Genomic DNA, 23,524 nt, shown 5'->3' on the forward strand with positions numbered 1-23,524 from the left:
GGATGAACTCGGCTGTGGTGCGGCACAGGGCGGCGAGGTCGTGGGAGAGTTGGGTAAAATCGAGGGGCATAATGATAGTTGAACGATGTAGAGACGCAATATTTTGCGTCTCGTCGTTGCTGATGTTGTTTAGCTGGAGCGATTATGACGAGGCGGCGCGGGGCCTGTCGTTCAACGACGAGACGCAAAATATTGCGTCTCTACATCGTGCTTACGCTTGTTGAACCGTACTGCTTTTACGCATCCAACCTACCACAATAGCCCCCACCAGCAGCAGCACCGCCAGCACCTGCGCCCCGCGCCCAATCAGTTCCCCAAAGCGCACATAGAACGTCACCTCGTCATTGAGGTGCACGGTAGCCCGGCTGGCAGTCGGAATCCAGGCTTTTTCGCGCTGGGTAATTTCACCTTTCTGGTTGATGAAGCCGGTGAAGCCGGTGTTGGCGGAGCGGGCCAGGTCGCGGCGGGTTTCGATGCAGCGCAACTGGCCGTAGCTCAGCAGCTGGCGGTAGCCGGGCGAGTCGTGCCACCAGGCATCGTTGGTGACGAGGCCCAGGAGCGTGGCCCCGTTGTGGGCGTATTCGCCGATGAAGTCGCCGTAGATGGATTCGTAGCAGATGACCGGGGCTACGCGCAGGGCCGGCGCGTTGGCCGGGGCCGGGTACACGGTGCGCTCGGGCTGGCTGCCCACGCTGCCCACGGTTCCGCCCAGGTCGATGTGCGCAATGAGCGAGGCCAGCATGGGTGGAATCTTCTCCACGCCGGGCACGAGGCGCGACTTGTGGTAGAAAACCACCGGCGCGGTGGCATTAGCGAAGAAAGCGCCGGTGTTGAAGAAATCGTAGTAGCCCAGGTCATCGCGGTAGCGGGCGGTTTCGCTGGCTGCTTCCTTATTAGGGTAGGAGCCGAGGGTGGTGATGCCCGTGAGCAGCGCCACGCCGGGGTGCTGCCTCAGCCACTCACGCACGCGAAGAATTTTGGGGTTGGTTTCGATAGTGTTTTCCCAGTAGGGCTCCTCCAGCGCGGTTTCGGGCCAGAGCACGAGGCGCGTTTTGGGCGTGAGGTGCTGCTCGGAAAGCTGCATCAGGCGCGTGAGCTGCTCGTCGTAAGGAATGAACTTGGGGCCGCCCTCGAACTTCTCCACGTAGGGGTCGAAGTTGGGCTGCACCACCACTACTTCGGCCGTGGGGCCTTTTTCCTTATAAGCCGCGCTCATCAGATAGGACAAAGCCAGCGGCAGCAGAATGAAGAAAAGCGGCGTGCCGAACGAAGGCTGCCATTCAAAGGCCGACTTGCGGAATGTTTCAGTGCGGTTTAATTCATCAAACCTAGTGTCTGCCGGCTGGAAAGCCAGCACCGGCAAATGCTTCAGCAACGCCTGAAAAAACAGCAGATTCACCACCCACACCCACACCGAGCCGCCCAGGAAGCCCGTGTACTCATACCACTGCACCCATTGCGGTGCAGCCGCGAAGCCGTTGCCCAGCGTGAGCCAGGGCCAGGTGATGTCCCAATGCAGGTGCAATTGCTCGAACGCAATCCAGTAGATGGGCAGCGAGAGGTAGCCCCAGCGGTTGCCCAGCCGCTTTTTGGTTTGGCGGAAGGCCATGAGCGGCAGGCACATAAGCAGCGCATTGAGCACCACGGCGGCGATGCCGGCGGGCAGGTCGGCGTAGCTTACCCACCAGGTAGTGAGGGCGTTCCAGAGCACCAGCATGAGGTAGGTGCTGGCAAACACGCGGCCCTTGCGGGCACCGGTCAGCGTGAGCTGTCGCTCCATCAGCAGGTACGGCACCCAGCCGATGAACAGCAGCGGGGCCAGCCAGGCCGTGGGCCACGGGGCCCAGCCGCCGCTCAGCAGCAACGCGCCGAGCACGGCCAGCACCAGCGGCTGTTGGAGCAGCGGGCTAGTCCTCGTAGTCGGTGTCATCGTCATCGTCGGCAGCGCGGCGGTAACGGTCTTCGCGGCCGGGGCGGGGCTCGCGGGGGGGCGGGGCAAGGTTTCCTTCGACGACAACGACAATTTCTCCTTTAATAGCGGGCCGGGCCGCGAAGTCAGCCTCCAGGCTGGCCAGCGTACCGGTCACGGTTTCTTCAAACAATTTAGTCAACTCACGACTGACCGAAGCCGGCCGCGTCGGCCCGAGCACCTCGGCCAACTGGCCCAACGTCTTCACAATGCGGTGCGGCGACTCGTAAAAAATCATGGTCCGGGTTTCCGAAGCCAGCTGTTGCAGGCGCGTCTGCCGGCCTTTCTTCACCGGCAAAAAACCTTCAAACGTGAACCGCTCGGCCCCAAAGCCTGATTTCAACAGCGCCGGCACGAAAGCGGTAGCGCCCGGCAGGCACTCCACGCCCAAGCCCCGCGCCAGGCACTCGCGCACCAACAGAAACCCGGGGTCGGAGATTCCCGGCGTGCCGGCATCCGAAATTAGGGCCATGATTTCGCCCTTCTCCAGACGTTCCAGCAGACGTGGTACCTGCTGGTGCTCGTTGTGCAGGTGGTAGGAGAGAAGCGGCTTCTTGATGCCCAGATGCTGCATGAGGCGGCCGCTGGTGCGGGTGTCCTCACAGAGCACGGTGCCCACCTCCCCCAGAATGCGGATGGCTCGCAGGGTAATATCTTCCAGATTGCCAATTGGCGTGGGTACGAGGTACAGAACCGTGTTGGGCATAGCGACAAAGGTAGATTAGGTTGAACATCAAACTCCCCTCCTTGGTAAGGAGGGGACGCTGGCGCGAAGCGTCAGCTGGGGTGGTTGTGGGCGTTGGTGTTTGACTGGACGAATCGTTCCGCACCATTCAGCGCCACAACCAACCCCGTTTTCGCTGGCGCGAAAACATCCCCTCCTTGGTAAGGAGGGGAGTTGGTCGTTCAGCTCACCTCATACCGCGCCGCCACGGCATCAATAGCCGCCGCCAGCCGGTGGTCGCGCGGAGTCACGGTGTTGCCCGCATCATGGGTGCGGAGGCGAAATTCCACCACGTTATACTCGTTACTGAACCACGGATGATGGTCGAGGCGCTCGGCCTCGGCGGCTACTTCGGTGAGGAAGGCGAAGGCCGTCTTGAAGTCGCTGAACCGGAAGCTGCGGCGCAGGCTATTGTCGATGTTATTCCACATGATTTTTACTATATTTAAGGATTGAGGAAAGATGGCGCGAGTGGGGCGGTAGACAACCCAAATGCTTAAACCAAAGTACACCTTTCCCAATTCGCATCATCACTTTTTTACTTCTCAATTCCCATGGCCATCGACCCCAACAACCGCCCAATCCGCGTCATCAACGACGACACGACCAACGAAGAAATGGAGGCCGGCCACCACATTCCCAACGCCGACCCGCCCAAAAATGAGGCTGCCCGCGGCGGCTTCGGCAACCGCGACGGCAAAGAGGGCTTCGGCTCCGACACCTCGGGCGGCGAAACGGCCGTGGGCGTGAACGAAACCGCCGACAACATGAGCCCACCCGCCGACAACATGCGCTCGCAGGACGAAGGCCGCGCCGGCCGCGCCAACCAGGACATGCCGCCCCTCGACGACTACACCGACACCATCGTGCCCAGCGGCCGCCCCGTCGATGAACTCGACGTGCATGACTTCCGCCCCGGCGTGGATGAAATGCTGAACCCTAACTCCCGCGTGGGCATGGGCCAGATGGAGCCGCGCCCCATTAAGCCCATCACCGGCACCGATACCAACGCCGACCTCACCGACCCCAACGCTGCTGATTCGGCCATCGACCAGTAGAGGACTTCCTAGCTGGTTCTGCTATTAGGAACGTCATGCTGAGCGAAGCCGAAGCATCTCTACCGCGCAAGTAATCCAGTCAAAAGGGGGTTACTATTGCGGTAGAGATGCTTCGGCTTCGCTCAGCATGACGTTCTGCTTTTCCCGGCTATCCTAATACCAATTCGCTTATTCCCGTGAGCCGCTACGCCACTACCGACCTTCACGGCTGCCTGCACACCTTTCGCCATTTGGTTGAAGAAGAGCTGAATCTCAGCCGGAAGGACGAGCTCTACCTGCTGGGCGACTACGTGAATAAAGGCCCCGATAGCCGCGGAGTACTCGACTACCTGATGTGGCTGCAAGCCGCCGGCTACCAGGTGCATTGCTTGCGCGGCAACCACGACCAGGCCCTGCTCGACGCCGCCCGCCACCGCTGGCGCTGGGACTGGCTGGGGCCGCGCGGCCGCCTGCCCACGCTACGCAGCTTCGGCGTGTCGCGCCTCTCCGACATCCCCGCGCCCTACCTCAACTGGCTGGCTACCTTGCCATATGAGATTGAGCTGCCCGATTTCATGCTCGTGCACGCCGGCTACAACTTCGCCCTGCCGACCGCCGAGATGCGCCAGGACTACGCCACCATGCTCAACACCAAAAGCTACGTGTATGACCCCGTGCGGCTGGGCGGCCGCCGCCTGCTGCACGGCCACGTGCCCACGCCCACTGCCCAGGTGCGCGCCAAAGCGGCCATGCATCCCGGCGCGCTGGGCCTCGATACCGGCTGCGTGTACCGCCACAACCCCGAGCTGGCCCATCTCGCCGCTCTTAACCTCGACACCTGGAAATTGACCCTAGTGCCCAACCGCGAGCCCGCCTACACCATCGGCAAGCGCTAACGCCGGCCTGAACCCAAACACTGTTGCCCAAAACCGCCTCTGCCCGTATCGGCAGGGGCGGTTTTGCATTATGACTATACAAAGGAATGGGTTTTGTAGATGGTTGCGGATGGGTATGATATTTTCAGTGTTGATTTTGTTGTAATAATTATATAATGCCAATCTGTTTTCGGAACAGCTGCATACGATTTGTAGTGGTTGACTGGATTTGCTGAAAACGACTAAATAATTGAAATAATAAAAAAATAATGGCACCAATAAACGATGTTGATAGGATGATGAATAGAAAATTGCATTGAATTTGCATTATGGCTTTGAATGATTGACTGGGTTGTTGCGAAGGGTAGGCAGGTGGTTTACGTTTGATAAATACTATTAATGACAATTCTTCATACGGCTCAGCTAATCCGGATAATGTCGTAAAGCAAAAACAAATAATATGGTTTTACTGGGCCAGGGTTAAGCGCGGCAGTTGTGCCGAAACCCGGCCGAACCGGATAACAAAACCTCGGGCAACATGCCCTATTGCTTTTCTCTTTTTTCTTCTGCTATATGAAACACTTCGTCTCCTCTATTTCCCCGGTGCATTCGTTCGGGGCATTGCCGGCCCAGCCGTGGTGGGTGCGCCGGCGCTGGCAGCTGGTGGGCCTGCTGCTGAGCATGTTGCTGATGATGGGCGTGCGGGCGCAGGCCAACGTGATTATCACGGTGGGAGCCAGTGGCAACTACACCACTATCGGCGCGGCGCTGGCGGCCGTGCCTTCGCCCCTCACGCAGCCTTACGAGCTGCGCCTGCTGGATGCCGCATACACCGAAGACGTGCTGCTGACCAAAACGGGCTCGGCCGCAAACCCGCTTATCATCGGGCCGGCGGCGGGCGTTAGCACCGTGCTCACGGGCACGCTCACCTTCGGGGCCGGCAGCGCCTTCGCCAGCCTGAATGGCAACAACGGTACCATCTCCCGTGCCCTCACGCTGCGCCAGCCCAGCCTCACTGCCCCGGCGGTGGTGTTTGGTAATGATGCTTCTAATAACGAGGTGCGCGAGGCCATCGTGCTGGGCTCGAACACGCTGCTGACCAGCGGCGTGGTGGTAATTGGTGCCGGCCTGACCAGCGGCAACGACAACAACACCATTATCCAGAGCTTCGTGGGTAATGCCGACCCGGCCCTGCTGCCCGCCAACCTGCTGTACGCGGCCAGCGCGGGCGGCGGAACCAACGACAATTTCAGCCTGCTCAATAGCCAGCTCTTCAACTTCAGCCGCGCCGGCGTATTCGTAGGGGCCGGCAACGGCGACCAGTGGACCATCAGCGGCAACAGCTTCTACTACAATGCCACGGCCATCCCCATGACGGCCCAGACGGCCATCGACTTCCGCCCCGGCTCCGGGGCTAATGGGGCGCTGGTGAGCGGCAACTTCATTGGCGGGCGCACGGCCGGGGCCACCGGCGGCATCTGGGAGAACGCGGGCACCCAGAATTTCAAGGGCATTGTGATGAGCTGCGGTAATAGCACCACCCTCACCAACCAGGTAACCGGCAACACCGTGCGCCAGGTGAGCCTGACCGGCGTGAGCAGCGCCTCCCTCACCGCCATGGGCGTGGCAGCGGGCCGCGCCGAGCTCACCGGCAACAGCGTGACAAACGTGACCAACACCGGCACCAGCGGCGTGAACAGCCTCGTGAGCCAGGCCACCACCATCCTGAACTCGTTCTCGGTGAGCAACGGCCAGCTTATGGTGGTGGAAAGCGGCCTGACGGTGGTGCTCGGCGACCTCACCAACGCGGGCGTGCTCAACCATACGGGCGGCGACATTCTCATCAACGGCAACTTCACCAACACCAGCACCGGCACCTTCGCCCAGACGCTGGGCGACCTGGAGGTGAAAGGCAACATGCTGAACACCGGCCAGTTCACCTGCTCCACGGGCAAGGTGAAGCTGACCGGGGCCGGCAACCAGACCGTGAGCGGCGGCTTCTACTTCAACCTGGAAGTGAACGGCGGCGGCGTGAAAACCTTCACCGATGACGCCGAGGTGTACAACGGCGTGCAGATGCTGAGCGGCATCCTGGCCACCGGCCCCTACCGCCTCAAGATTGACCCGCTGGCCAACCTCTCCGAAACTGACGCCAGCTACGTGCTGGGCCGCGTGGAAGTGCGCCGCCTGCCTGCCGAGGGCGTGCTCGAAGACTTTGGCGGCGTGGGCCTGACCATGCTGCCGGTGGTGGGCTCCACGCTGCCGGGCGCCACGCAGGTCACGCGCATCACGGGCACCGCGCCGGTGGGCGTGGCCGGCCACCAGGGCATTCTGCGCTACTTCGACATCAGCGCGCCCACCATCACCGGCCTGAACCTGGGCCTGACCATGAGCTACTTCGCCCACGAGCTGAACGGCATCACGCCCGCCAACCTGCGCTTTTATAAGTCGGTGGACAACGGCGTGACCTGGCAGAACAAGGGCCTCACCAGCGCCGGCAGCGGCTTTGCCACGCTCAGCGGCGTGAGCGGCTTCTCGCGCTGGACGCTGGGCGACATCACCGCGCCGCTGCCGGTGGGCCTCACCGCCTTCCGGGCCGAGCGTCAGGGCGCCGATGCCGTCCTCACTTGGGCCACGGCGACTGAGGAAAACAACCAGGGCTTCGGCCTCGAAGTCTCGCTCGATGGCCACAGCTTCAAGCAAATCGGCTTCGTGGCCGCCGAGGGCAGCAATAGCAGTGCCCCCCGCACCTACCGTTTCGTGGATGCTGCCGAGGGCAAGACCGGCCCCCGATACTACCGCCTCCGCCAGGACGACCGCGACGGCACCGCCCACTACTACGACCCCCAGCTGCTGCGCTTCGACGCGGCCCCGGCCACGCTGGCCGCCTACCCCACGCAGTTCGGCCCCGAGCTGACCGTGGCCCTGAACCACCCCACCGCCACCACCGCCACCCTGCGCCTGCTCGATGCGATGGGCCGCGAAGTGTGGCAGCAAGAGCAGGCCCTCACGCCCGGCGCAGCCCCCGTGCGGGTGCAGCCCACCTGCGCGGCCGGCCCCTACATCCTCACGGCCACCGTGGGCGGGCAGGTGCTGCGCCAGCGCGTGGTGAAAGACTGAGGCGAGGGCCGCGCCCCGCGCGTTTCCGCCTGTTTCCGGAAGCCCCGGCTGCGTCAGCGGCCGGGGCTTCTTGTTGCACAATAGATATTGGGATTTGCCTTAGTTACCGAAGCTGCCTTGTAACGCCAATTGGCAGGACTACTTCCCGTCCAGCACCCCCGCCGCCACTACCCGGCGGGCCGAGGCGCGGTAGGGGCTGAGCGAATCGGTGGCCACGGCGCGGAGGGTGGCCAGGGCGGGGGCCAGCTCCTGGGCCTGCCAATAGGCCATGCCGAGGTGGTAGCGGGCGCGGCGGGCCAGCTCGCCGGAGCGGCCGGCGCTATCGTCGCTCACGCGGCGCAGGTAGAGTTGGGCGGCGTTGCCCTGGCCCTGGCGCAGCAGCATCAGGCCGCGCAGGTAGAGCAGGGTATCGGCCCCCACGTTGGCGGGGCTCACACGGCCCAGCGAGTGCAGGGCGGCCGGGTAGTGGCCCGACTGGTACTGGTCGAGGGCTTCGGCCAGCAGGGGGCGGCTGTGCAGCAGGCCGGTGGTCACGGCGGGGCCGGGGTCGGGCTGGTAGTAGGCTTCCCAATTGTGGGCGGGGCGGGCCAGGGTGGGGCGGGCCAGGTACCAGGCCGCCACGCCGGCGGCCAGCAGCAGCACCGCGCCCACGGTACCCCACACGGCCCAGCGGCGTTGGCGGCGCTGGGCCAGGTGGTGGGCGCGGGCCAGGGCGCTGCCGCGCTCGTTCATGCGGTCGTCGAGGGATTGCAGGCGCTGGCGCAGCGTGTCGTGGCCGGCGGCCCAGCGCAGGTCGGCGGTCAGCTGCTCGTAGGCGGCGTGGGCGTCGGCCAGGGCTTCGTCCTGCTCCAGCCGCAGCTCGAAGGCATCCTGCTCGGCCGGGCTCATCTGGCCATCGGCGAAGCGTTCGAGCTCATCGAAATAAGGGCGGAGGTCTATGGGCACGGGGCGAAGGGGAGGGGGGATGGTTAGGGTAAATGGGTTCTTTTAACAAAAGAACGTCAGATAGTAGCAATACAAAAGAACGTCATGCTGAGCGCAGTCGAAGCATCTCTACCGCAATAGTAATCCAATCGAAAGAGTTAGTGGCGCGGTAGAGATGCTTCGGCTTTGCTCAGCATGACGTTCTTTTTATAAACGTGCCGCGCCTCACACCACCTCGCCGGTTATTGGCTCATAGCCGCCGCGCACCAGGTCATACAGCTTGCGCAGGCAGACGCTTTTCTGGCGGCGAGCCACGGTGGCATTGGGAAAGCCCATTTTGCCGCCCATCTTCTCAAAATGGTAGCCCCGGAAGTAGAAGTAGGTGAGCACCTGCTGGCAGTCGGTGCTGAGCTGGTTGAACTGGGCCAGCAGGCGCTGGCGGCGGCTGGCCTCGGCGGCGGGCAGGGGCTGGTGGGCGGGCACGTGGGCCGCAATGCGCTCTTGGGCCATGCCGTAGAGGTAGGCGCGCAAGTCCTCGGGCATGCGGGTGATGCGGCCATCGGCCACATGGTCGTAGAAATCGAGCAGCGTGTCTTGCAGCAGGCCGTGGGCCTTGTCGGGCGGCAGCTGGTGCTTGCGCTGCGCCCAGCGGGCAAACAGGTGTCGGCTGCGCTGATAAAAGTCAATCAGAAATTTCTGATTGCCAATGCGCAGTTGAGTAAGGGTTTCAGCAAGGGGCGTGGGCATAGCAGAAAGTAAAGGCCATAGCAAGTAACAACGGAAATGGGGAAACCAGGCAGCCGAACCACAACTCCCCTCCTTGGACAAGGAGGGGATGTTCGAGCCAACGGCTCGAACGGGGGTGGTTGGATTCGTTGAACGATGGGCGAACGAAGGCCCGCGCCGTAATAGGCTGTGTTTTTATTTGGAGATGCAGCTATTGTTCAGCCGCGTCGTTCGTCCATCGTTCAACGAATCAAACCACCCCCGTTTTCGCTGCGCGAAAACATCCCCTCCTTGGCTAAGGAGGGGAGTGATGTTCATGCACCTCCCTTATCCCCTATTACCTTTACGCCCATGCAAACAGCCGCCCCCGCCCGCCTCCTCGATACCGCCGTTTTCGACCTCATCGCGCAGGAGAAAACCCGCCAGACCCACGGCCTCGAACTCATTGCCTCCGAAAACTACGTTTCGGACCAGGTGATGGCCGCCCAAGGCTCCGTGCTCACCAACAAGTACGCCGAGGGCCTGCCCGGCAAGCGCTACTACGGCGGCTGCGAAATCGTGGACCAGGTGGAGCAATTGGCCATCGACCGCATCAAACAGCTGTTCGGCGTGGCGTGGGCCAACGTGCAGCCCCACTCGGGCGCCCAGGCCAATGCCGCCGTGATGCTGGCCTGCCTGCAGCCCGGCGATAAAATCCTCGGCTTCGACCTCAGCCACGGCGGCCACCTCACCCACGGCTCGGCCGTGAACTTCTCGGGCAAGCTCTACCAGCCCAGCTTCTATGGCGTGGAGCGCGAAACCGGCCTCATCGACTGGAGCAAAATCAAGGACATTGCCCGCCGCGAGCGCCCAAAAATGATTATCTGCGGGGCCTCGGCCTACTCGCGCGACTGGAACTACGCCGCCCTGCGCGAAGCCGCTGACGAAGTAGGTGCCCTGCTGCTGGCCGACATCTCGCACCCCTCGGCCCTCATCGCCACCGGCCTGCTGAACTCGCCCTTCGAGCACTGCCACATCGTAACCACCACTACCCACAAAACCCTGCGCGGCCCCCGCGGCGGCCTCATCATGCTGGGCAAGGATTTCGACAACCCCTTCGGCCTGAAAACCCCGAAAGGCGAAATCCGCCCTATGTCGGCCCTGCTCGACTCGGGCGTATTCCCCGGCACCCAGGGCGGACCCTTAGAGCACGTCATCGCCGCCAAAGCCGTAGCCTTCGGCGAAGCGCTGAGCGACGACTTCAAAACCTATACCCAGCAGGTGGCGCGCAACGCCCAGGCGCTGGCCAAAGGCTTCGTGAGCCTGGGCTACGACATCATCTCGGGCGGCACCGACAACCACCTCATGCTAATCGACCTGCGCTCGAAAGGCCTCAGCGGCAAGCTGGCCGAGAACACGCTGGTAAAAGCCGACATCACCATCAACAAAAACATGGTGCCGTTCGACGACAAGTCGCCCTTCGTGACCAGCGGCATCCGCATTGGCTCGGCCGCCGTAACTACCCGCGGCCTGGGCGAAACCGACATGCACCGCATCGTGGAGCTGATTGACGAAACCCTGATGAACCACGACAACGACACCCGCATCGGGCAGGTGCGCCAGCAGGTGAACGCCTGGCTGCAGGACTACCCACTGTTCGCGTAGGTTCTTACGTATGTAGGGCGGCCACTGGCCGTCAAGCGAACCAACCAGGCGGTCATGCTGAGCGAAGTCGAAGCATCTCTACCGCGCAACTAATCCCAATCGAAAGGAATAGTATTGCGGTAGAGATGCTTCGGCTTCGCTCAGCATGACGTTCTGTTTTAGTTCGTTACTCCTCCTGTTTATTCCCCCTGATTCCCCTCCGTGCAACCTCAACAACAAAACAAACCGCTGGGCGAACAGCACGAAATGTCCTTCATCGACCACCTGGAGGCGTTGCGCTGGCACATCATCCGGGCGGCTATTTCGGTGGTGGTGTTTGCCACCGGCGCGTTTTTCGCCAAGGATTTCCTGTTTCACGACCTGATTCTGGGTCCCTCGCGCCCCGATTTTTGGACCTACCGCATGTTTTGCAAGTTCGGGCAGTGGGTGCACGCACCGGATTTGTGCATCGATAAAATCGGCTTCGTGATTCAGAACCGCGAGATGAGCGGGCAGTTGACCATGCACATCAGCACGTCGTTCATCGTGGGCATTCTGCTGGCGTTTCCGTATTTATTCTGGGAAATCTGGCGCTTCGTGAAGCCCGGCCTCTACCCGCACGAGCGTCAGAACTCGCAGGGGGCTGTGTTTTTCGTGTCGATACTGTTCATCATGGGGCTGCTGTTCGGCTACTACATCGCCGCGCCGCTCAGCATCAACTTCCTGGCCGGCTACGTGGTTGATGCCAGCATTGAAAACCAGATTGACATGCAGAGCTACCTGAGCACGCTCACCACCATGAGCGTGTCGTGCGCCTTCGTGTTCGAGCTGCCCATGATTGTGTTCTTCCTGGCGAAGGCCGGCATCGTGTCGCCCGAAATCATGCAGACCTACCGCAAGCATGCCATTGTGGTCATCCTCATCATCGCGGCCGTCATCACCCCGCCCGATATTTCGGCCCAGATTATCGTCACCATCCCCATCCTGCTGCTCTACGAGCTCAGCATTCACATTGCCCGCGTGGTGCGCCGCGGCGACGCCGCCCGCCTCAACGCCAAGCTAGCCCGGCAGGCCGAGCGGGATGCGGCCCAGCAATAAGCTCAGCCAATAACCGGGCTGACGGGCTAAGCCGTCGGCCCGGTACACTATTTGGGGCAGGGGCTGGAAATTGCATCATCATGCCTGCAATCCAGTTTTGGAGTTGTCGGATATCAGGATTAATCCGGTAAAAACAATTGTTATCCCGCCTGTACGGCTTTCCGACTAAATGCGGGAATTCAAATTGGGAATCTGTGGTGATGCTGAAATAGCATTAAAGCGTGAAAGTTGACGGCATAGTGCTTATCTTTGACTAGCACTATGCAGCCATTTATGACGCGGCCCGTTTTTTTGCTGAGATGGCTGTTAGCCCTGGGGCTGCTGGTGCCGTTGGTGCCCGCCGGAGCCGGGGCCGCCGTGCCGGTCAGCACCGAGGTATTGCGTCGGCAGCTGGCCACCCGCCTGCCCGATACCACCCGGTTGCGCCTGCTCACGGCGATGTGCTACCGGCTGCACGATGAGCAGCCCGCCCGCGCCCTGCCCTACGGGGAAGCCGCCGTGGCCCTGGCCCGCACCCTGCCCGCCGATGAGCAAGCCCCCGGCCTGCTGCGCAGCCTGCTGAACCTGGCCAGCTGCTACGCCAACCTATCCAATGGCCCGGAAACCCTGAACCTGCTGAACGAAGCCCAGGAGCTGGCCCGCAACCAGCACGACACCGATGCGCTGATGCGCGTGTACACCGCGCAGGGCAGTATTTACCACGAGCGCGGCGACTCCACCACGGCCTGGCGACACTACCAGCGGGCGCTGCAGCTCAGCCAGCGGTCGGGGGTGAGCGGCCATACCCGCATGAAGCTGCTGGGAAATGTGGGCAGTCTGTTCTTCTTTCGGCGACAGGTGCCGCAGGCGTTGCATTATGATTCGCTGGCCTTGGCCCTGGCCCGCCGCGAAAGCGACTCCACCGCCGAATCGACCTACCTCTCCAGCCTGGCCACCTACCAGATGCAGCTGGGACGCCTGCCCCGGGTGAAACGGCTTCTTACGCAGGCGCTGGCCATCAGCCGCCGCCAGCACGCGGCCCGCAACCAGGCCGAGCAGCTGATTTTGTTTGCGATGTACTACATCCAGACCGACCAGCCCGACCGGGCCGATGCCGCCGTGCGCGAAGCCCTGGCCCTGGCCCGCCAAAGCGGCTACCTGGAGCGCGTGCTCGATGCCTACAGCATCCTGGCCGCCGAAGCCGCCGAGCACGATAACTACCGCGACGCCTACGAGTGGAACAAGCGCTACGTGGACCTGAACGATACCCTGAACAACCGCCAGACCATGCAAACCCTGGCGGCGGCCCAGGTCAGCTACGAAACCCAGGAACGCGCCCGCCGGCTGCGCCAGCTCACGGCGCAGCAGGCTGAGCAGGGCTGGCACAACCGCGTGCTGGGGACGGCCGTGGCTATTCTGGCTATGGGGTTGCTGGTAGCAGTGTACCTGCACCGCAACCTGCGCCGCAGCCGCACCGCCCTGGCCGCCAACAACCGCGCCCTGGAAAAAGCCTCGGCCGAACTGCGCGCCGTGGCCGTGTTCAAGGACAAGCTCTACGCCATTGTGGCCCACGACCTGCGCGGGCCGGTCACGGCCTTTGCCGGCGTCACCAGCCTCATTGATTCCTACATCGCCCAGAACGACCAGGCCGGCCTCGCCCGCCTGCCCGCACTGGTGCGCCAGGCCTCCGACAGTCTCAACCATCTGCTCGACAACGTGCTGAACTGGGCCGTGAGCCAGACCGGCGAGCTGGACTGCCGCCCCACGCCCCTGCTGGTCACGGAGCTGTTTGCCGAGTGCCAGGCCCTGTACCAGACCACGGCCGCCGCCAGCTGGCAGCACATCACCATGGCCGCCCCGCCCGATTTGCGCCTGCTGGCCGACCGCAACATGACGCGCACCATCCTACGCAACCTGGTGGGCAACGCGCTGAAATTCATGCCCGCCGGCGGCCACGTCCACCTCGAAGCCGCCCCTGACCCCGACGACCCCCGCATGGTCCTCCTCAGTTGCACCGATACCGGACCGGGCATGAGCGCTGCCACCGTGTCGTCGCTCATGAGCGGCCCGGCGCTGCCCGAGCCGTCGCCCGTGCCGCAGGCTACCGGCCTGGGTTTGGGCTTGGCCCTGTGCCGCGCCTTCGTGCACCGGCACGGCGGCACGCTGGTGATTCAGAGTCGGCCAGGCGCTGGGACTAACGTGACGGTGAGTATGCCGGCGGCGAAAGGGTAGGCGCACCTGTCATTGCGAGTGGAGCGTGGCAATCCGTCCTGTCAAACCCAGATTCTTTTACCAGAAAGCCCCAATACCGCGAAGTATTGGGGCTTTCTGTTGTTAAAAAAGGCTTTATCACATCTCAGGGCTGGTCGCATCGAGAGGACGGATTGCGCGTTCCGCTGCGCTCCACTCGCAATGACAGGCGGCTACCAAATCACCACTCGCGTCGAATCTGGCCGGTAGAGCTTCTGGCCGGGCTTGATGCCGAAGGCTTCGTAGAAAGCCGGCACATCGGCCATGGGGCCATTCACACGGTACTGGGCGGGCGAGTGCACGTCGGTGAGCAGCCGCGAGGCGAGACTTTCGTCCCGCTGGTGGCTCTGCCAGCCCAGGGCATAGCCCAGGAAATAGCGCTGCACGGGCGTGAGGCCGTTGATTTTCTTGCCCTCCTTGTATTGCTTGGTTTTCTTGAAGGCATCGAGGGCGATGACGATGCCGCCCAAGTCGGCAATGTTTTCGCCGGCTGTGGCCTTGCCGTTGATGTGCAGCGAATCGAGCAGGGTGTAGCCGTTGAACTGCTTCACAATGCCGTTTACGCGCTGGTTGAAGCGCTGGCGGTCGGCCTTGCTCCACCACTCGTGCAGGTTGCCTTTGGCATCGAACTGGCTGCCCTCGTCGTCGAAACCGTGCGTCAGCTCGTGGCCGATGGTGCTGGCCCCGGCGTAGCCATACACCAGCGCGTCGTCGGCATCGGCGTCGAGCAGGCCGGGCACGGCAAAAATGGCGGCCGGCAGCACAATCTCGTTGTTGGAAGGATTGTAGTAGGCGTTATACGTCTGGGGCGTCATGTCCCACTCGGTGCGGTCCACGGGCTTGCCTAGTTTATTAAGCGCATAGTTATACTGCCAGTGGTTGGCGCGCATCACATTGGCCGCCAGTGAGCTGCGGTCGATTTGCAGAACCGAATAGTCTTTCCACTTATTGGGGTAGCCCACTTTGGGGGTGATTTTGTGGAGCTTATCCAGCGCCACTACTTTGGTGGGCGCGCTCATCCAGTCTACTTTCTGAATGTGCTCGGCAAACGATGCCACCACGTTTTTTACCAGTGTGTCGTAGCGGGCTTTGGCTTCGGGCTTGAAGTATTCCTTCACGAAAAGCTGGCCCAGCGCATCACCTAAGGCATCTTCTTGCATGTCGAGCACCCGCTTCCAGCGCGGGCGTAGCGCCTTGGCCCCGTTGAGCACCGTGCCGTAGAAGTGGAAGCTCTCGTTCACGAAGTTGCTGCTAAGCGTGGGCGAGAACGTGCGCGCCAGCTGCCAAGTCAGGTAAGCTTTCCAGTCGTCGAGCGGCTTGGTTTTAAGCAACTGCCCGGCCGTTTGGTAAAACTCGGGCTGGCCCACGATGACGGAATCCAGCGTGGAAATGCCCAATTGGCCCAGCCAGGTTTTCCAGTTCAGGCCCGGTGTGAGCTTGTCGAGCTGCGCTACACCCATTTTGTGGTAGTTGGCGTAAGGGTCGCGCAAGGCCTCCAGCTTACGCGACGACTTGGCCAGCGCCGTTTCCAGGGCCATTACGCGGCTGGCACTGATGGCGGCCATCGCAGCATCCTGGCCGAGTAGCCGGAAAGTGTTGGCCACGTGCTTCAGGTACTCGGCGCGAATGTTTTTGGTGCGTGAGTCGGTGTTGAAGTAGTAGTCGCGGTTGGGCAGGCCGAGGCCGCCTTGGTTTAGATACAGCGCAATCTGGTCGCTTTTCTTCGCATCCTGGTACACCACGGGGCCGATGAGGGCGCGCACGCCCAGCGGAATTTCGTGGGCGATGACGCCCGGCACATCGGCCACGCTTTTCATGGCCGCGATGCGGTCCAGCTCCGGCTTCAGCGGCGCAGCCCCAAGTTGGTCGGCTTTCACCGAATCCATGCCCACGGCCCAGAAATCGCCGATTTTCTGCTGGTTGCTGCCGGCCGCCGCTTTGGCAGCCGCCGCCTCAATGCTGGTCTGGCGCAGGCGGGTATAAATCTCGTTCTGCACCTTTTTGCCGATGCCCATATTGCTTTCCGAGGCCGGAATGGGGTTGTCCTTGAGCCAGGTGCCGTTGGCGTAGGCGAAAAAGTCGTCGCCGGGGGCCACGGTGGTATCCAGGGCCGCGTGCAGGATGTCGGGCTTATCGGCGGAACTGGCCGTTTTCAGGGAGTTCGACGGGCAGCCGGTGACGCCGGCGGCCAGCAGCGGCAGCAGAAGCAGGTGTTTTTTCATGAAGGGATGCGGGTGGGCGGTGTGAATGATGAACGAAGTAAACCCAGGAGTACGGCTCCGCTTATAAAAAACCCCCAACCCGCCGGCAGGTTGCCGACGGATTGGGGGTCAGAACGCCCAGTAAAGGGCCGGGCACCCCCGAAGCACCGAAATTAGCTCCGGTAAATGCTTCGGTCGTGCCGGGAAGTGCTTCGGTCGTGCCGGGAAGTGCTTCGGCCGGGCCGGAAAGTGCTTCGGTCGTGCCGGAAAGTGCTTCGGACTCGCCGGGGAGGACTTCGGCTAGGCCGGGTGCTGCTTCGGCGGGGCCGGCCAAAGTATTGGGTGCGCCGGGGAATGCTTCGAGGGGGCCGGAAAGGGTTTTGGCCCGGCCGAAAGGCGCTTACAGGATAAACCGGGTGCTGAGGAAGCTGCTTTCTTGGCCGTCCACAATCTCATTGAAGAGGTGCTTGTTGGCTTCGGTCTGCTTGGTGGCTACTACGGTGCGGATGCTGAACGAGCGCAGCGCATCGTACACCGAGAGGGTGCCTTCGGCCGAGTCTTTGCGGCCGGTGAAGGGGAAGGTGTCCGGCCCGCGCTGGCACTGGGCGTTGATGTTCACGCGGCTCACCTGGTTCACGAGCTGGTCGATAAGGTCGGCCACTTCCTGCGATTCGGAGCCGAAAATGCTCACCTGCTGGCCGTGGTCGGAGTCGATGATATACTGAATGGCTTCGTCGACTTTGGCGAACGAGGCCACCGGCACTACCGGGCCAAACTGCTCCTCGCGCCACACCTTCATGCCGTCTTTCACGGGGAAGAGCAGGGCGGGGTACACCAGCGGGCCGGCCGTGGTGCCGCCGCCTTCGTTCATCACGCGGGCCCCTTTGGCTTCGGCATCAGCGATGACCTCGGCCAAATAATTAGGCTTTTGGGGCTCGGGCAGGGGCGTGATGTTCACGCCCGCATCCCAGGGCATGCCGGGTTTCAGCTTGTTGATTTCGGTGGCGAAGCGCGCCACGAAGTCCGCCGCAATGCTCTCGTGCACCATAAACAGCTTGAGCGCCGTGCAGCGCTGGCCGTTGAAGCTCAGCGAGCCGAGCACCGATTCCTTCACCGCCACGTCGAGGTCGGCATCGGGCATGATGATGGCCACGTTCTTGGCATCGAGCCCGAGAATGGCGCGCAGGCGGTTGGATTTGGGGTGCAGCTTCTTGAGCGAATCGGCCACGCGGCTGCTGCCGATGAGGCCGAGCGCATCAATCTTGCCCGAGGCCATGAGAGCCGGCACCACGGCGTTGCCGCGGCCGTACACGGTGTTCACTACGCCTTTCGGGAAGGCTTCGGTGAAGGCCTGGAGTAGCGGAAAGTGCAGTAGGGTACCGTGTTTCGGAGGTTTGAAGAGGACCGTATTGCCCATGATGAGGGCTGGGATGAGCATGCAGAACGTCTCGTTCAGCGGGTAGTTGAAGGGGCCCATGCAGAGCACCACGCCCAGCGGCGAGCGACGAATCTGGCCAATGATGCCTTCGGTGATGGTGAAGCGCGACGAGTCGCGGTCCATGTCCTTGAGGGCATTGATGGTGGCGTGGATATAGTCCACGGTGCGGTCGAACTCCTTCTCGGAGTCGGCGGCCGACTTGCCGATTTCCCAGAGCAGCAGCTTCACGATTTCGCCCTTGCGGGCCACGATGAGGCGGGTGAATTTCTCCACTGCCGCGATGCGCTCGGCCACGCTCAGCATCGGCCACTCGCCGCGGCCGAAGTTGTAGGCCTGCACGGCGGCATCGAGTGCTTTGAGGGCTTCGGCCTCATCGAGCAGCGGGTACGAGCCGATGACGCGGGGCGTGAGCGAGCCGTCGGGCTGGCGCTCAAACATGGGCGAAATGACCTCCTGGGTGGGGCCGGCCCACTCGCGCAGCTCGCCGTCGAGCAGGTACTGGCGCTGGTGCAGCGGCTCAGCCAGCCGCCAGGCTTCGGGAATGGCCGCCGTATCGGGCGGGAAGAGTTGGGTTAGATTTTCGGTGCTTACAGCCATGATAATGGGCAAAATGTGCGGTGCGAACCTACGCAACAGCGTATGGGTACGGAAATGTTGGCCGTCGTCGCCGGTGTCGGCCCGTGTCCACGGGAACGTTTGCGTACCGCGCAAGCCCCCGAAAACCGCTATGTTTCCGTTGAAATTATTTTTCCGCTCATGTCGCTTCACCTCCTGCTTTTGCTCAATTTCGCCGCTGCGGCCTACCTCACCGGCCTCATCTGGACGGTGCAGGTGGTGCATTACCCCAGCTTCGGCAAGGTGCCGAAAGAGGCGTGGGCAGCCTTCCATGCGGCCCACACCCGCCGCATGAGTTACGTGGTGATGGCCCCAATGGTGCTGGAACTGGCCCTGGCCGCCTGGCTGGCCTGGGCCGGCCGCGCCGCCCTGCCCGGCGGCGCGGGTTGGTGGGGCCTCGGGCTGGTGGGCGTGGTGTGGGCGGCCACGTTCTTCATCGCCGTGCCCTTCCACAACCGCCTCGAACAAGGCTACGACTACATTGCCATCGACGGCCTCACGCGCACCAACTGGATAAGGACGCTGGCGTGGACGGTAAGAATGGGGCTGCTGGGCTGGCTGCTGACGATGTAGAGACGCAATATTTTGCGTCTCATCGTTGAACGAGCTAAACCGCGCCGCTTGGGCAAAACCGCGCAGTTATAACAACATCAGCAACGACGAGACGCAAAATATTGCGTCTCTACACCCCCTAATAAGCTCTACTTCCCGGCCCGGCTTTTCTCCCGCGTGGCCTTGAACTCCGACCCCTCCTTCCACTTCGGAAAAGCGGTTTCCCCGGCCAGCTTCTGGCCTACGCGGAACAGCAGGCGGGCATCCTCAGCCGCGCCGCGCAGGTCCCATTTGGAGTCGAACTGGTCGGCGGGCTGGTGGTAGGCTTTCTCTTCGAAGTCCTTACGCTGCTTTTCGGCGAAGGCTTTGCCGTGCAGGCGGCTCTCGAACTGCCCGCTGGCGTAAAGCGCCGGAATGCCCACTTTGGCGAAGCTGAAATGGTCGGAGCGGTAGAAGCTGCCGGTTTCGGGGTGCTGGAAGGGGATGACGTAGCGGTTCTGCTCCTTGGCGGCCGCGCGGGCGTAGTCATCCAGTTCCGACTGCCCGTAGCCGATGATGGTCAAATCGCGCATTGGCCCGAAGGCCAGCAACTCGTCCATATTAATGTCGGCCACCGTGCTGGCTACCGGGAACAGCGGATGCTGAGCGTAATAATCCGAGCCCAGCAATCCCTGCTCCTCGCCAGTCACGGCCAGAAACACGATGCTGCGCTGCGGCTTCTCCTTCGCTTGCTTGAGGGCGGTGGCAATGGCCAGCAGGCCGGCGCAGCCGCTGGCGTTGTCGAGCGCGCCGTTGTAAATCGAGTCGCCCGCAATCGGCTTGCCAATGCCCAAGTGGTCCCAGTGCGCCGAGTAGATGATGTATTCCTTGGGCCGGGTGGTACCGGGCAGCACGGCCACCACGTTTTTCGAGGTTTTGCGCGTGATTTTGTTGTGGATGGTGGTGCTCAGGCTCAGGTTCATCATCCGGCCGCGGAAGCCGGGGCGGTTGGCGGCGGCGTAGGCTTCGTCGTAGCTCTGGCCCGAAGCTGTGAAGAGGCGTTTGGCTGCGTCGAGGGTCATCCAGCCTTCGAGGGCCACTTTGCTGGCCCCGTGGTCGGGCGTTTGGGGGTGCAGCTTGGCGCCGCCGTTGCTGCTTTGCACCACCGTCCAGGGGTAGGAGGCAGGCTTGGTGTCGTGGATGATGAGCAAGCCGGTGGCACCGTGGCGGGCGGCCTCCTCGTATTTATACATCCAGCGGCCATAATACGTCATGGCCTTGCCCTTGAACATGGTGGTGTCGTTGCCCGCGTTGCCGGGGTCGTTGATGAGCACTACCACGGTCTTGCCCTTCACGTCGAGGCCCGCGTAATCGTCCCAATTATACTCGGGGGCCGTCACGCCATACCCGGCAAACACCAGCGGCGAATTCTTGATGCTGATAACCGGCTTTTCCTGCTCTGTCAGGAACATGAAATCCTGCCGATACTTCAGCTGCAAGGTCTTGCCGTTGCCCGTCACCGTCGCAATCGAGTCGGGCTTGCCCGCGATTTCCACCAGCGGCACCGCCTGGAAATACGAGCCATTGGCCCCCGGCTGCAAGCCCAGCTTTTTGAATTCTGAAGCCAAATAAGCTGTGGCCTTTTCCTCGCCCACCGTAAACGGCCGCCGGCCCTGAAACTCATCCGACGCCAGCACCTTGATGTGCTGTGCCATGAGCGCAGGCGTGATGCCGTCGTTCGGGGCCGGCACGCTGGCCGTGTCGGTGGGGGCGGCTTCGGTTTCGGTTGGGGCCGTCGTCGTGGCCGTTTCCGACGACGAGGTTTTGCCCTGGCAGCCCGCCAGCAGCAGGCCCGCGGCGGCCGGCACCAGCCAGCCGCTTAGTAGTGATAAACGCATCGGTACAGAGAGTTACCCCCGGCCGCGACGCCGGAGCTGCCTACAGCCGGGCAAAATGCTCGGCCGCAATCCGCGCGCCTTCATCGGTGCAGATGCCCCGAATGTAGTACAGGAAAATGCTGCGGAAAACCTCGCGCATGTTGTAGCGGTCGGGCGGGAACACCTGCGGGTTGAGCATCACGTTGAGCTGCTCAATCAGAATTTTGGTAACCAGCTGAATATTAATGTCGGAACGGAACAGCCGGCTGCGAATTCCATCATTAAGCAGCTGCTGCAGCTGAGGACCCGAGTAGGAACTGAGGTGATTCATCACGGCGTCCCAGGTTTGCGGGAAGCCGGTTTGCAAATCGACGTAGTAATTGCTCGGCACGGCAGCCAGGTCGCGCAGTCCCAACTGCAACAGGCCATAAAGCCGCTCCACAGCCGACGGATACTGGGCGTACAATGCGACGTGTTCGCGCTTCTGGCGCTCCATGTCGGCCAAGATGGCGTGGTGCACCAGTAGCTCGCGGCTGGGAAACTGGGCCGTCAGGTCGGGCTCGGAGGTGTGCAGGGCGGTGGCCAGCACCGCATCGGGCGCATCGTGCAGGCCGTAGCGGTAAAAGACCGGAATGGCGGCTTCCAAAGAAGCCGTCGGCAGCGTAAAATCAGGCATCTACAGGAAAGAGTAAGTCAGTTTTCAAAGAGAAGAATGAGTCGCGAATTGGCCCCGCGCCGCGCGGGCTAGATGGCCCCGAGCAGGAAAAAGAACAGCAGCTGCGTGATGTACACCAATGGCACCAATGGGTTACGTTTGGTGAAGGTGGTGCGATTGAACAGCATCTGCAAGATACAGGCAAAGATGAACCAGTCGCGGAAGTTCTGGAACGGAATTACGCCGGCCGACCAATGCCAGAAATCAAACCGCCCGGCCACCGGCTCCAGGCAGGCATCGAAGCCCACCATGAGCCCGGCCGCCAGCAGAATGCGCGGCAGCTCGCCCAGCGGCAGGTAGCGCACCAGCGTACCGCACAGGTAAGTTAGCACCAGCCAATTCAGGGCAATCATGGGAGGCACGCCTTTGAAGGGCTGGGTATCGAATAGTTTAAAGCCCAGCGTGTCGCCGTAGGTGTAATGCCCGAAAAACCGCCCCGTGTTCACGCCCACAAACTCGGCCCCGAAGCCCAGCAGCATCACCGTGAGGCAAAAGCCCCAGAAACTAGCATCGCGCTTGGGCTGAAACCACAGCAGCAGCAAGGCCGTGAGCCCGAGCGTGAGCGGCGTGAAGTGCAGGTAGAAATCGGGGTTTTTGGAAAAAGCCAACCCCACGAAACCGGTGAAATGAAACAGCAACACCAGGCCCTGGGCCACGCGCAGCCGGCGGTTAGTCGCGGCCGGGAGCGGCTCGGTGTAATCAACCATGTATTTGAAGGAGGATGAAGTCTAATCGTCTGTCATCCTGAGCGCAGCGAAGGACCTTGTCACGTCTGCCTGATTTGAGATTACTGCTAATCGTTCAGACGTGAGAAGGTCCTTCGCTATGCTCAGGATGACAAATGATTAAAACTCACGCATCATTAATTAAAGAAGAAACGATTTTGGCCGACAGCAGGCACAGCGGAATGCCGCCGCCCGGATGCACCGAACCACCGCAAAAGTACAGCCCTTCGAGCCGCCCCGAAAAATTGGGGTGCCGCAGGAAGGCTGCCAGCGCATTGTTGCTGGAGCTGCCGTAGAGCGCCCCGCCAAACGACGAGGTATCGGCGGCAATGCCGGGCGGCGTCCAGGTTTTTTCGGTGGCAATCAGCGGCTCGATGTCGGTGCCCAGCGCTTGGCTCAGCTTACGCAGCACCGTAGCGCGGGTTTTCGCGGTAAGAGTGGCCCAGTCCTGGCCCTGGTCGTAGGGCACATTCACCATCACAAACCAGTTTTCGTGGCCGGGCGGGGCGTCGGTGAGCGTTTTTTTAGAGGTGATGTTCACGTACACCGTCACGTCATCGGCCACGGTTTGCTGCTGAAAAATGGCCTCGAATTCCCGCTGATAATCAGCAGAGAAAAAGATGTTGTGCAAATCCAACTCGGGGAATTCGCGGGTGATGCCCCAGTAAAAAATAAGCGCCGAGGAGGAGCGGGGCTGGCTCAGGGTGCGCTCGGGCGCGGGCTCGCGGGGCAGCAGGCGGCGGTAGGTAGGCACCACGTCCATGTTGCTCACCACCCGGCCAAAATCGTACACGTCCTGCGCTGTGCGCATGCCCGTTACGCGGCCATCGGCCACGATGATTTCCTCCACAGCTTCGTTGTAGCGGAATTTCACGCCGAACTCCGTCGCTAGCTTCACCAGACTTTCGGCAATTGCATAAATCCCGCCCTCTGGATAAAAAGCCCCAATGCCGTGTTCCAGGTGCGGAATCATGCTCAGCGTAGCCGGGGCCTGGTAGGGGTCCGAGCCGTTGTAGGTTGCATAGCGGTCGAAGAGCTGCACGAGGCGCGGGTCGCGGCCGAAGGCTTTCTCGTGGCGCTGGTGCATGGTGCCCAGC

18 protein-coding genes are annotated in these 23,524 nt (G+C 62.1%); 7 read left to right on the forward strand and 11 right to left on the reverse strand.

The genetic code is table 11. The features are described 5' to 3' along the window. Positions 1–211 precede the first annotated feature (211 nt). From lnt to AAFH49_RS19290, 3 genes are all read right to left on the reverse strand, one after another. Positions 212–1,936 carry an apolipoprotein N-acyltransferase gene (lnt, locus tag AAFH49_RS19280; RefSeq protein ID WP_342300751.1) on the reverse strand — a complete coding sequence of 575 codons (1,725 nt, stop codon included), beginning with the start codon at positions 1,934–1,936 and terminating at the stop codon, positions 212–214. Continuing rightward, positions 1,908–2,675 (reverse strand): 16S rRNA (cytidine(1402)-2'-O)-methyltransferase, encoded by a 768-nt coding sequence (gene rsmI / locus AAFH49_RS19285; RefSeq protein ID WP_342300752.1) that lies wholly within the window; start codon positions 2,673–2,675, stop codon positions 1,908–1,910. The genes lnt and rsmI overlap by 29 nt, the downstream gene beginning before the upstream one ends. Positions 2,676–2,875: 200 nt before the next feature. Further along, a complete protein-coding gene (locus tag AAFH49_RS19290; protein ID WP_342300753.1) occupies positions 2,876–3,124 on the reverse strand; it encodes a 4a-hydroxytetrahydrobiopterin dehydratase in 249 nt (82 codons plus the stop codon). A 123-nt stretch (positions 3,125–3,247) separates the two neighbouring features. Between AAFH49_RS19290 and AAFH49_RS19295 the strand changes: the two genes are divergently transcribed. The 3 genes from AAFH49_RS19295 to AAFH49_RS19305 all read left to right on the forward strand — a co-directional run bounded on the left by AAFH49_RS19295 (position 3,248) and on the right by AAFH49_RS19305 (position 7,725). Then, positions 3,248–3,751: a hypothetical protein gene (locus AAFH49_RS19295; RefSeq protein ID WP_342300754.1), complete on the forward strand. Its 504-nt coding sequence runs from the start codon at positions 3,248–3,250 to the stop codon at positions 3,749–3,751. 176 nt (positions 3,752–3,927) lie between these two features. Further along, positions 3,928–4,626: a metallophosphoesterase family protein gene (locus AAFH49_RS19300; RefSeq protein ID WP_342300756.1), complete on the forward strand. Its 699-nt coding sequence runs from the start codon at positions 3,928–3,930 to the stop codon at positions 4,624–4,626. Positions 4,627–5,178: 552 nt separating this feature from the next. Further along, complete coding sequence (locus tag AAFH49_RS19305) at positions 5,179–7,725, forward strand: autotransporter outer membrane beta-barrel domain-containing protein (RefSeq protein WP_342300758.1); 2,547 nt, start codon at positions 5,179–5,181, stop codon at positions 7,723–7,725. 138 nt (positions 7,726–7,863) lie between these two features. Here the strand turns inward: AAFH49_RS19305 and AAFH49_RS19310 are convergent, their stop codons facing one another. Together AAFH49_RS19310 and AAFH49_RS19315 are read right to left on the reverse strand one after the other, a co-directional pair. Then, complete coding sequence (locus AAFH49_RS19310; RefSeq protein WP_342300760.1) at positions 7,864–8,670, reverse strand: anti-sigma factor; 807 nt, start codon at positions 8,668–8,670, stop codon at positions 7,864–7,866. Positions 8,671–8,874: 204 nt separating this feature from the next. Continuing rightward, complete coding sequence (locus AAFH49_RS19315; RefSeq protein ID WP_342300762.1) at positions 8,875–9,396, reverse strand: RNA polymerase sigma factor; 522 nt, start codon at positions 9,394–9,396, stop codon at positions 8,875–8,877. Positions 9,397–9,726: 330 nt separating this feature from the next. Here AAFH49_RS19315 and AAFH49_RS19320 point away from each other — a divergent pair, with 330 nt between their 5' ends. The 3 genes from AAFH49_RS19320 to AAFH49_RS19330 all read left to right on the forward strand — a co-directional run bounded on the left by AAFH49_RS19320 (position 9,727) and on the right by AAFH49_RS19330 (position 14,307). Then, entirely contained in the window at positions 9,727–11,019 is a 1,293-nt protein-coding gene (locus AAFH49_RS19320; RefSeq protein ID WP_342300764.1) for a serine hydroxymethyltransferase, read from the forward strand. A gap of 201 nt (positions 11,020–11,220) precedes the next feature. Then, the gene (gene tatC, locus AAFH49_RS19325) at positions 11,221–12,096 is read left to right on the forward strand and encodes a twin-arginine translocase subunit TatC (RefSeq protein WP_342300766.1); all 876 of its coding nucleotides are present in this window, start codon (positions 11,221–11,223) and stop codon (positions 12,094–12,096) included. 261 nt (positions 12,097–12,357) lie between these two features. Beyond that, positions 12,358–14,307 carry an ATP-binding protein gene (locus AAFH49_RS19330; RefSeq protein ID WP_342300768.1) on the forward strand — a complete coding sequence of 650 codons (1,950 nt, stop codon included), beginning with the start codon at positions 12,358–12,360 and terminating at the stop codon, positions 14,305–14,307. A gap of 191 nt (positions 14,308–14,498) precedes the next feature. Here the strand turns inward: AAFH49_RS19330 and AAFH49_RS19335 are convergent, their stop codons facing one another. Further along, a complete protein-coding gene (locus tag AAFH49_RS19335) occupies positions 14,499–16,547 on the reverse strand; it encodes a M13 family metallopeptidase (RefSeq protein ID WP_342300770.1) in 2,049 nt (682 codons plus the stop codon). Positions 16,548–16,926: 379 nt separating this feature from the next. Then, positions 16,927–18,561: an NADP-dependent glyceraldehyde-3-phosphate dehydrogenase gene (locus AAFH49_RS19340; protein ID WP_342300771.1), complete on the reverse strand. Its 1,635-nt coding sequence runs from the start codon at positions 18,559–18,561 to the stop codon at positions 16,927–16,929. Between the two features lie 159 nt (positions 18,562–18,720). Between AAFH49_RS19340 and AAFH49_RS19345 the strand changes: the two genes are divergently transcribed. Further along, entirely contained in the window at positions 18,721–19,152 is a 432-nt protein-coding gene (locus AAFH49_RS19345; protein ID WP_342300773.1) for a hypothetical protein, read from the forward strand. 128 nt (positions 19,153–19,280) lie between these two features. On the opposite strand, the gene AAFH49_RS19350 is transcribed toward AAFH49_RS19345, so the two are convergent. The 4 genes from AAFH49_RS19350 to AAFH49_RS19365 all read right to left on the reverse strand — a co-directional run. Further along, positions 19,281–21,008, reverse strand: coding sequence for a M28 family metallopeptidase (locus AAFH49_RS19350; protein WP_342300775.1), 1,728 nt, complete (start codon positions 21,006–21,008; stop codon positions 19,281–19,283). 40 nt (positions 21,009–21,048) lie between these two features. Beyond that, positions 21,049–21,663 (reverse strand): TetR/AcrR family transcriptional regulator, encoded by a 615-nt coding sequence (locus tag AAFH49_RS19355; protein ID WP_342300777.1) that lies wholly within the window; start codon positions 21,661–21,663, stop codon positions 21,049–21,051. Positions 21,664–21,731: 68 nt separating this feature from the next. Continuing rightward, positions 21,732–22,409, reverse strand: coding sequence for a carotenoid biosynthesis protein (locus AAFH49_RS19360; protein ID WP_342300778.1), 678 nt, complete (start codon positions 22,407–22,409; stop codon positions 21,732–21,734). Positions 22,410–22,554: 145 nt separating this feature from the next. Next, on the reverse strand, positions 22,555–23,524 hold a 970-nt coding region (locus AAFH49_RS19365; protein WP_342300780.1), incomplete at its 5' end, for a phytoene desaturase family protein.

The organism is Hymenobacter segetis, assembly GCF_038448715.1.
Taxonomy (GTDB): domain Bacteria; phylum Bacteroidota; class Bacteroidia; order Cytophagales; family Hymenobacteraceae; genus Hymenobacter; species Hymenobacter segetis.

Bases quoted from the DNA above. Each gene is read 5' to 3' on its own strand.
- AAFH49_RS19360 (WP_342300778.1), bottom strand. From the start codon at position 22,409: ATGGTTGATTACACCGAGCCGCTCCCGGCCGCGACTAACCGCCGGCTG.
- rsmI (WP_342300752.1), bottom strand. From the start codon at position 2,675: ATGCCCAACACGGTTCTGTACCTCGTACCCACGCCAATTGGCAATCTG.
- AAFH49_RS19315 (WP_342300762.1), bottom strand. From the start codon at position 9,396: ATGCCCACGCCCCTTGCTGAAACCCTTACTCAACTGCGCATTGGCAAT.
- AAFH49_RS19295 (WP_342300754.1), top strand. From the start codon at position 3,248: ATGGCCATCGACCCCAACAACCGCCCAATCCGCGTCATCAACGACGAC.
- AAFH49_RS19355 (WP_342300777.1), bottom strand. From the start codon at position 21,663: ATGCCTGATTTTACGCTGCCGACGGCTTCTTTGGAAGCCGCCATTCCG.
- AAFH49_RS19330 (WP_342300768.1), top strand. From the start codon at position 12,358: ATGCAGCCATTTATGACGCGGCCCGTTTTTTTGCTGAGATGGCTGTTA.
- AAFH49_RS19350 (WP_342300775.1), bottom strand. From the start codon at position 21,008: ATGCGTTTATCACTACTAAGCGGCTGGCTGGTGCCGGCCGCCGCGGGC.
- AAFH49_RS19305 (WP_342300758.1), top strand. From the start codon at position 5,179: ATGAAACACTTCGTCTCCTCTATTTCCCCGGTGCATTCGTTCGGGGCA.
- AAFH49_RS19345 (WP_342300773.1), top strand. From the start codon at position 18,721: ATGTCGCTTCACCTCCTGCTTTTGCTCAATTTCGCCGCTGCGGCCTAC.
- AAFH49_RS19340 (WP_342300771.1), bottom strand. From the start codon at position 18,561: ATGGCTGTAAGCACCGAAAATCTAACCCAACTCTTCCCGCCCGATACG.
- AAFH49_RS19320 (WP_342300764.1), top strand. From the start codon at position 9,727: ATGCAAACAGCCGCCCCCGCCCGCCTCCTCGATACCGCCGTTTTCGAC.
- AAFH49_RS19335 (WP_342300770.1), bottom strand. From the start codon at position 16,547: ATGAAAAAACACCTGCTTCTGCTGCCGCTGCTGGCCGCCGGCGTCACC.
- lnt (WP_342300751.1), bottom strand. From the start codon at position 1,936: ATGACGATGACACCGACTACGAGGACTAGCCCGCTGCTCCAACAGCCG.
- AAFH49_RS19290 (WP_342300753.1), bottom strand. From the start codon at position 3,124: ATGTGGAATAACATCGACAATAGCCTGCGCCGCAGCTTCCGGTTCAGC.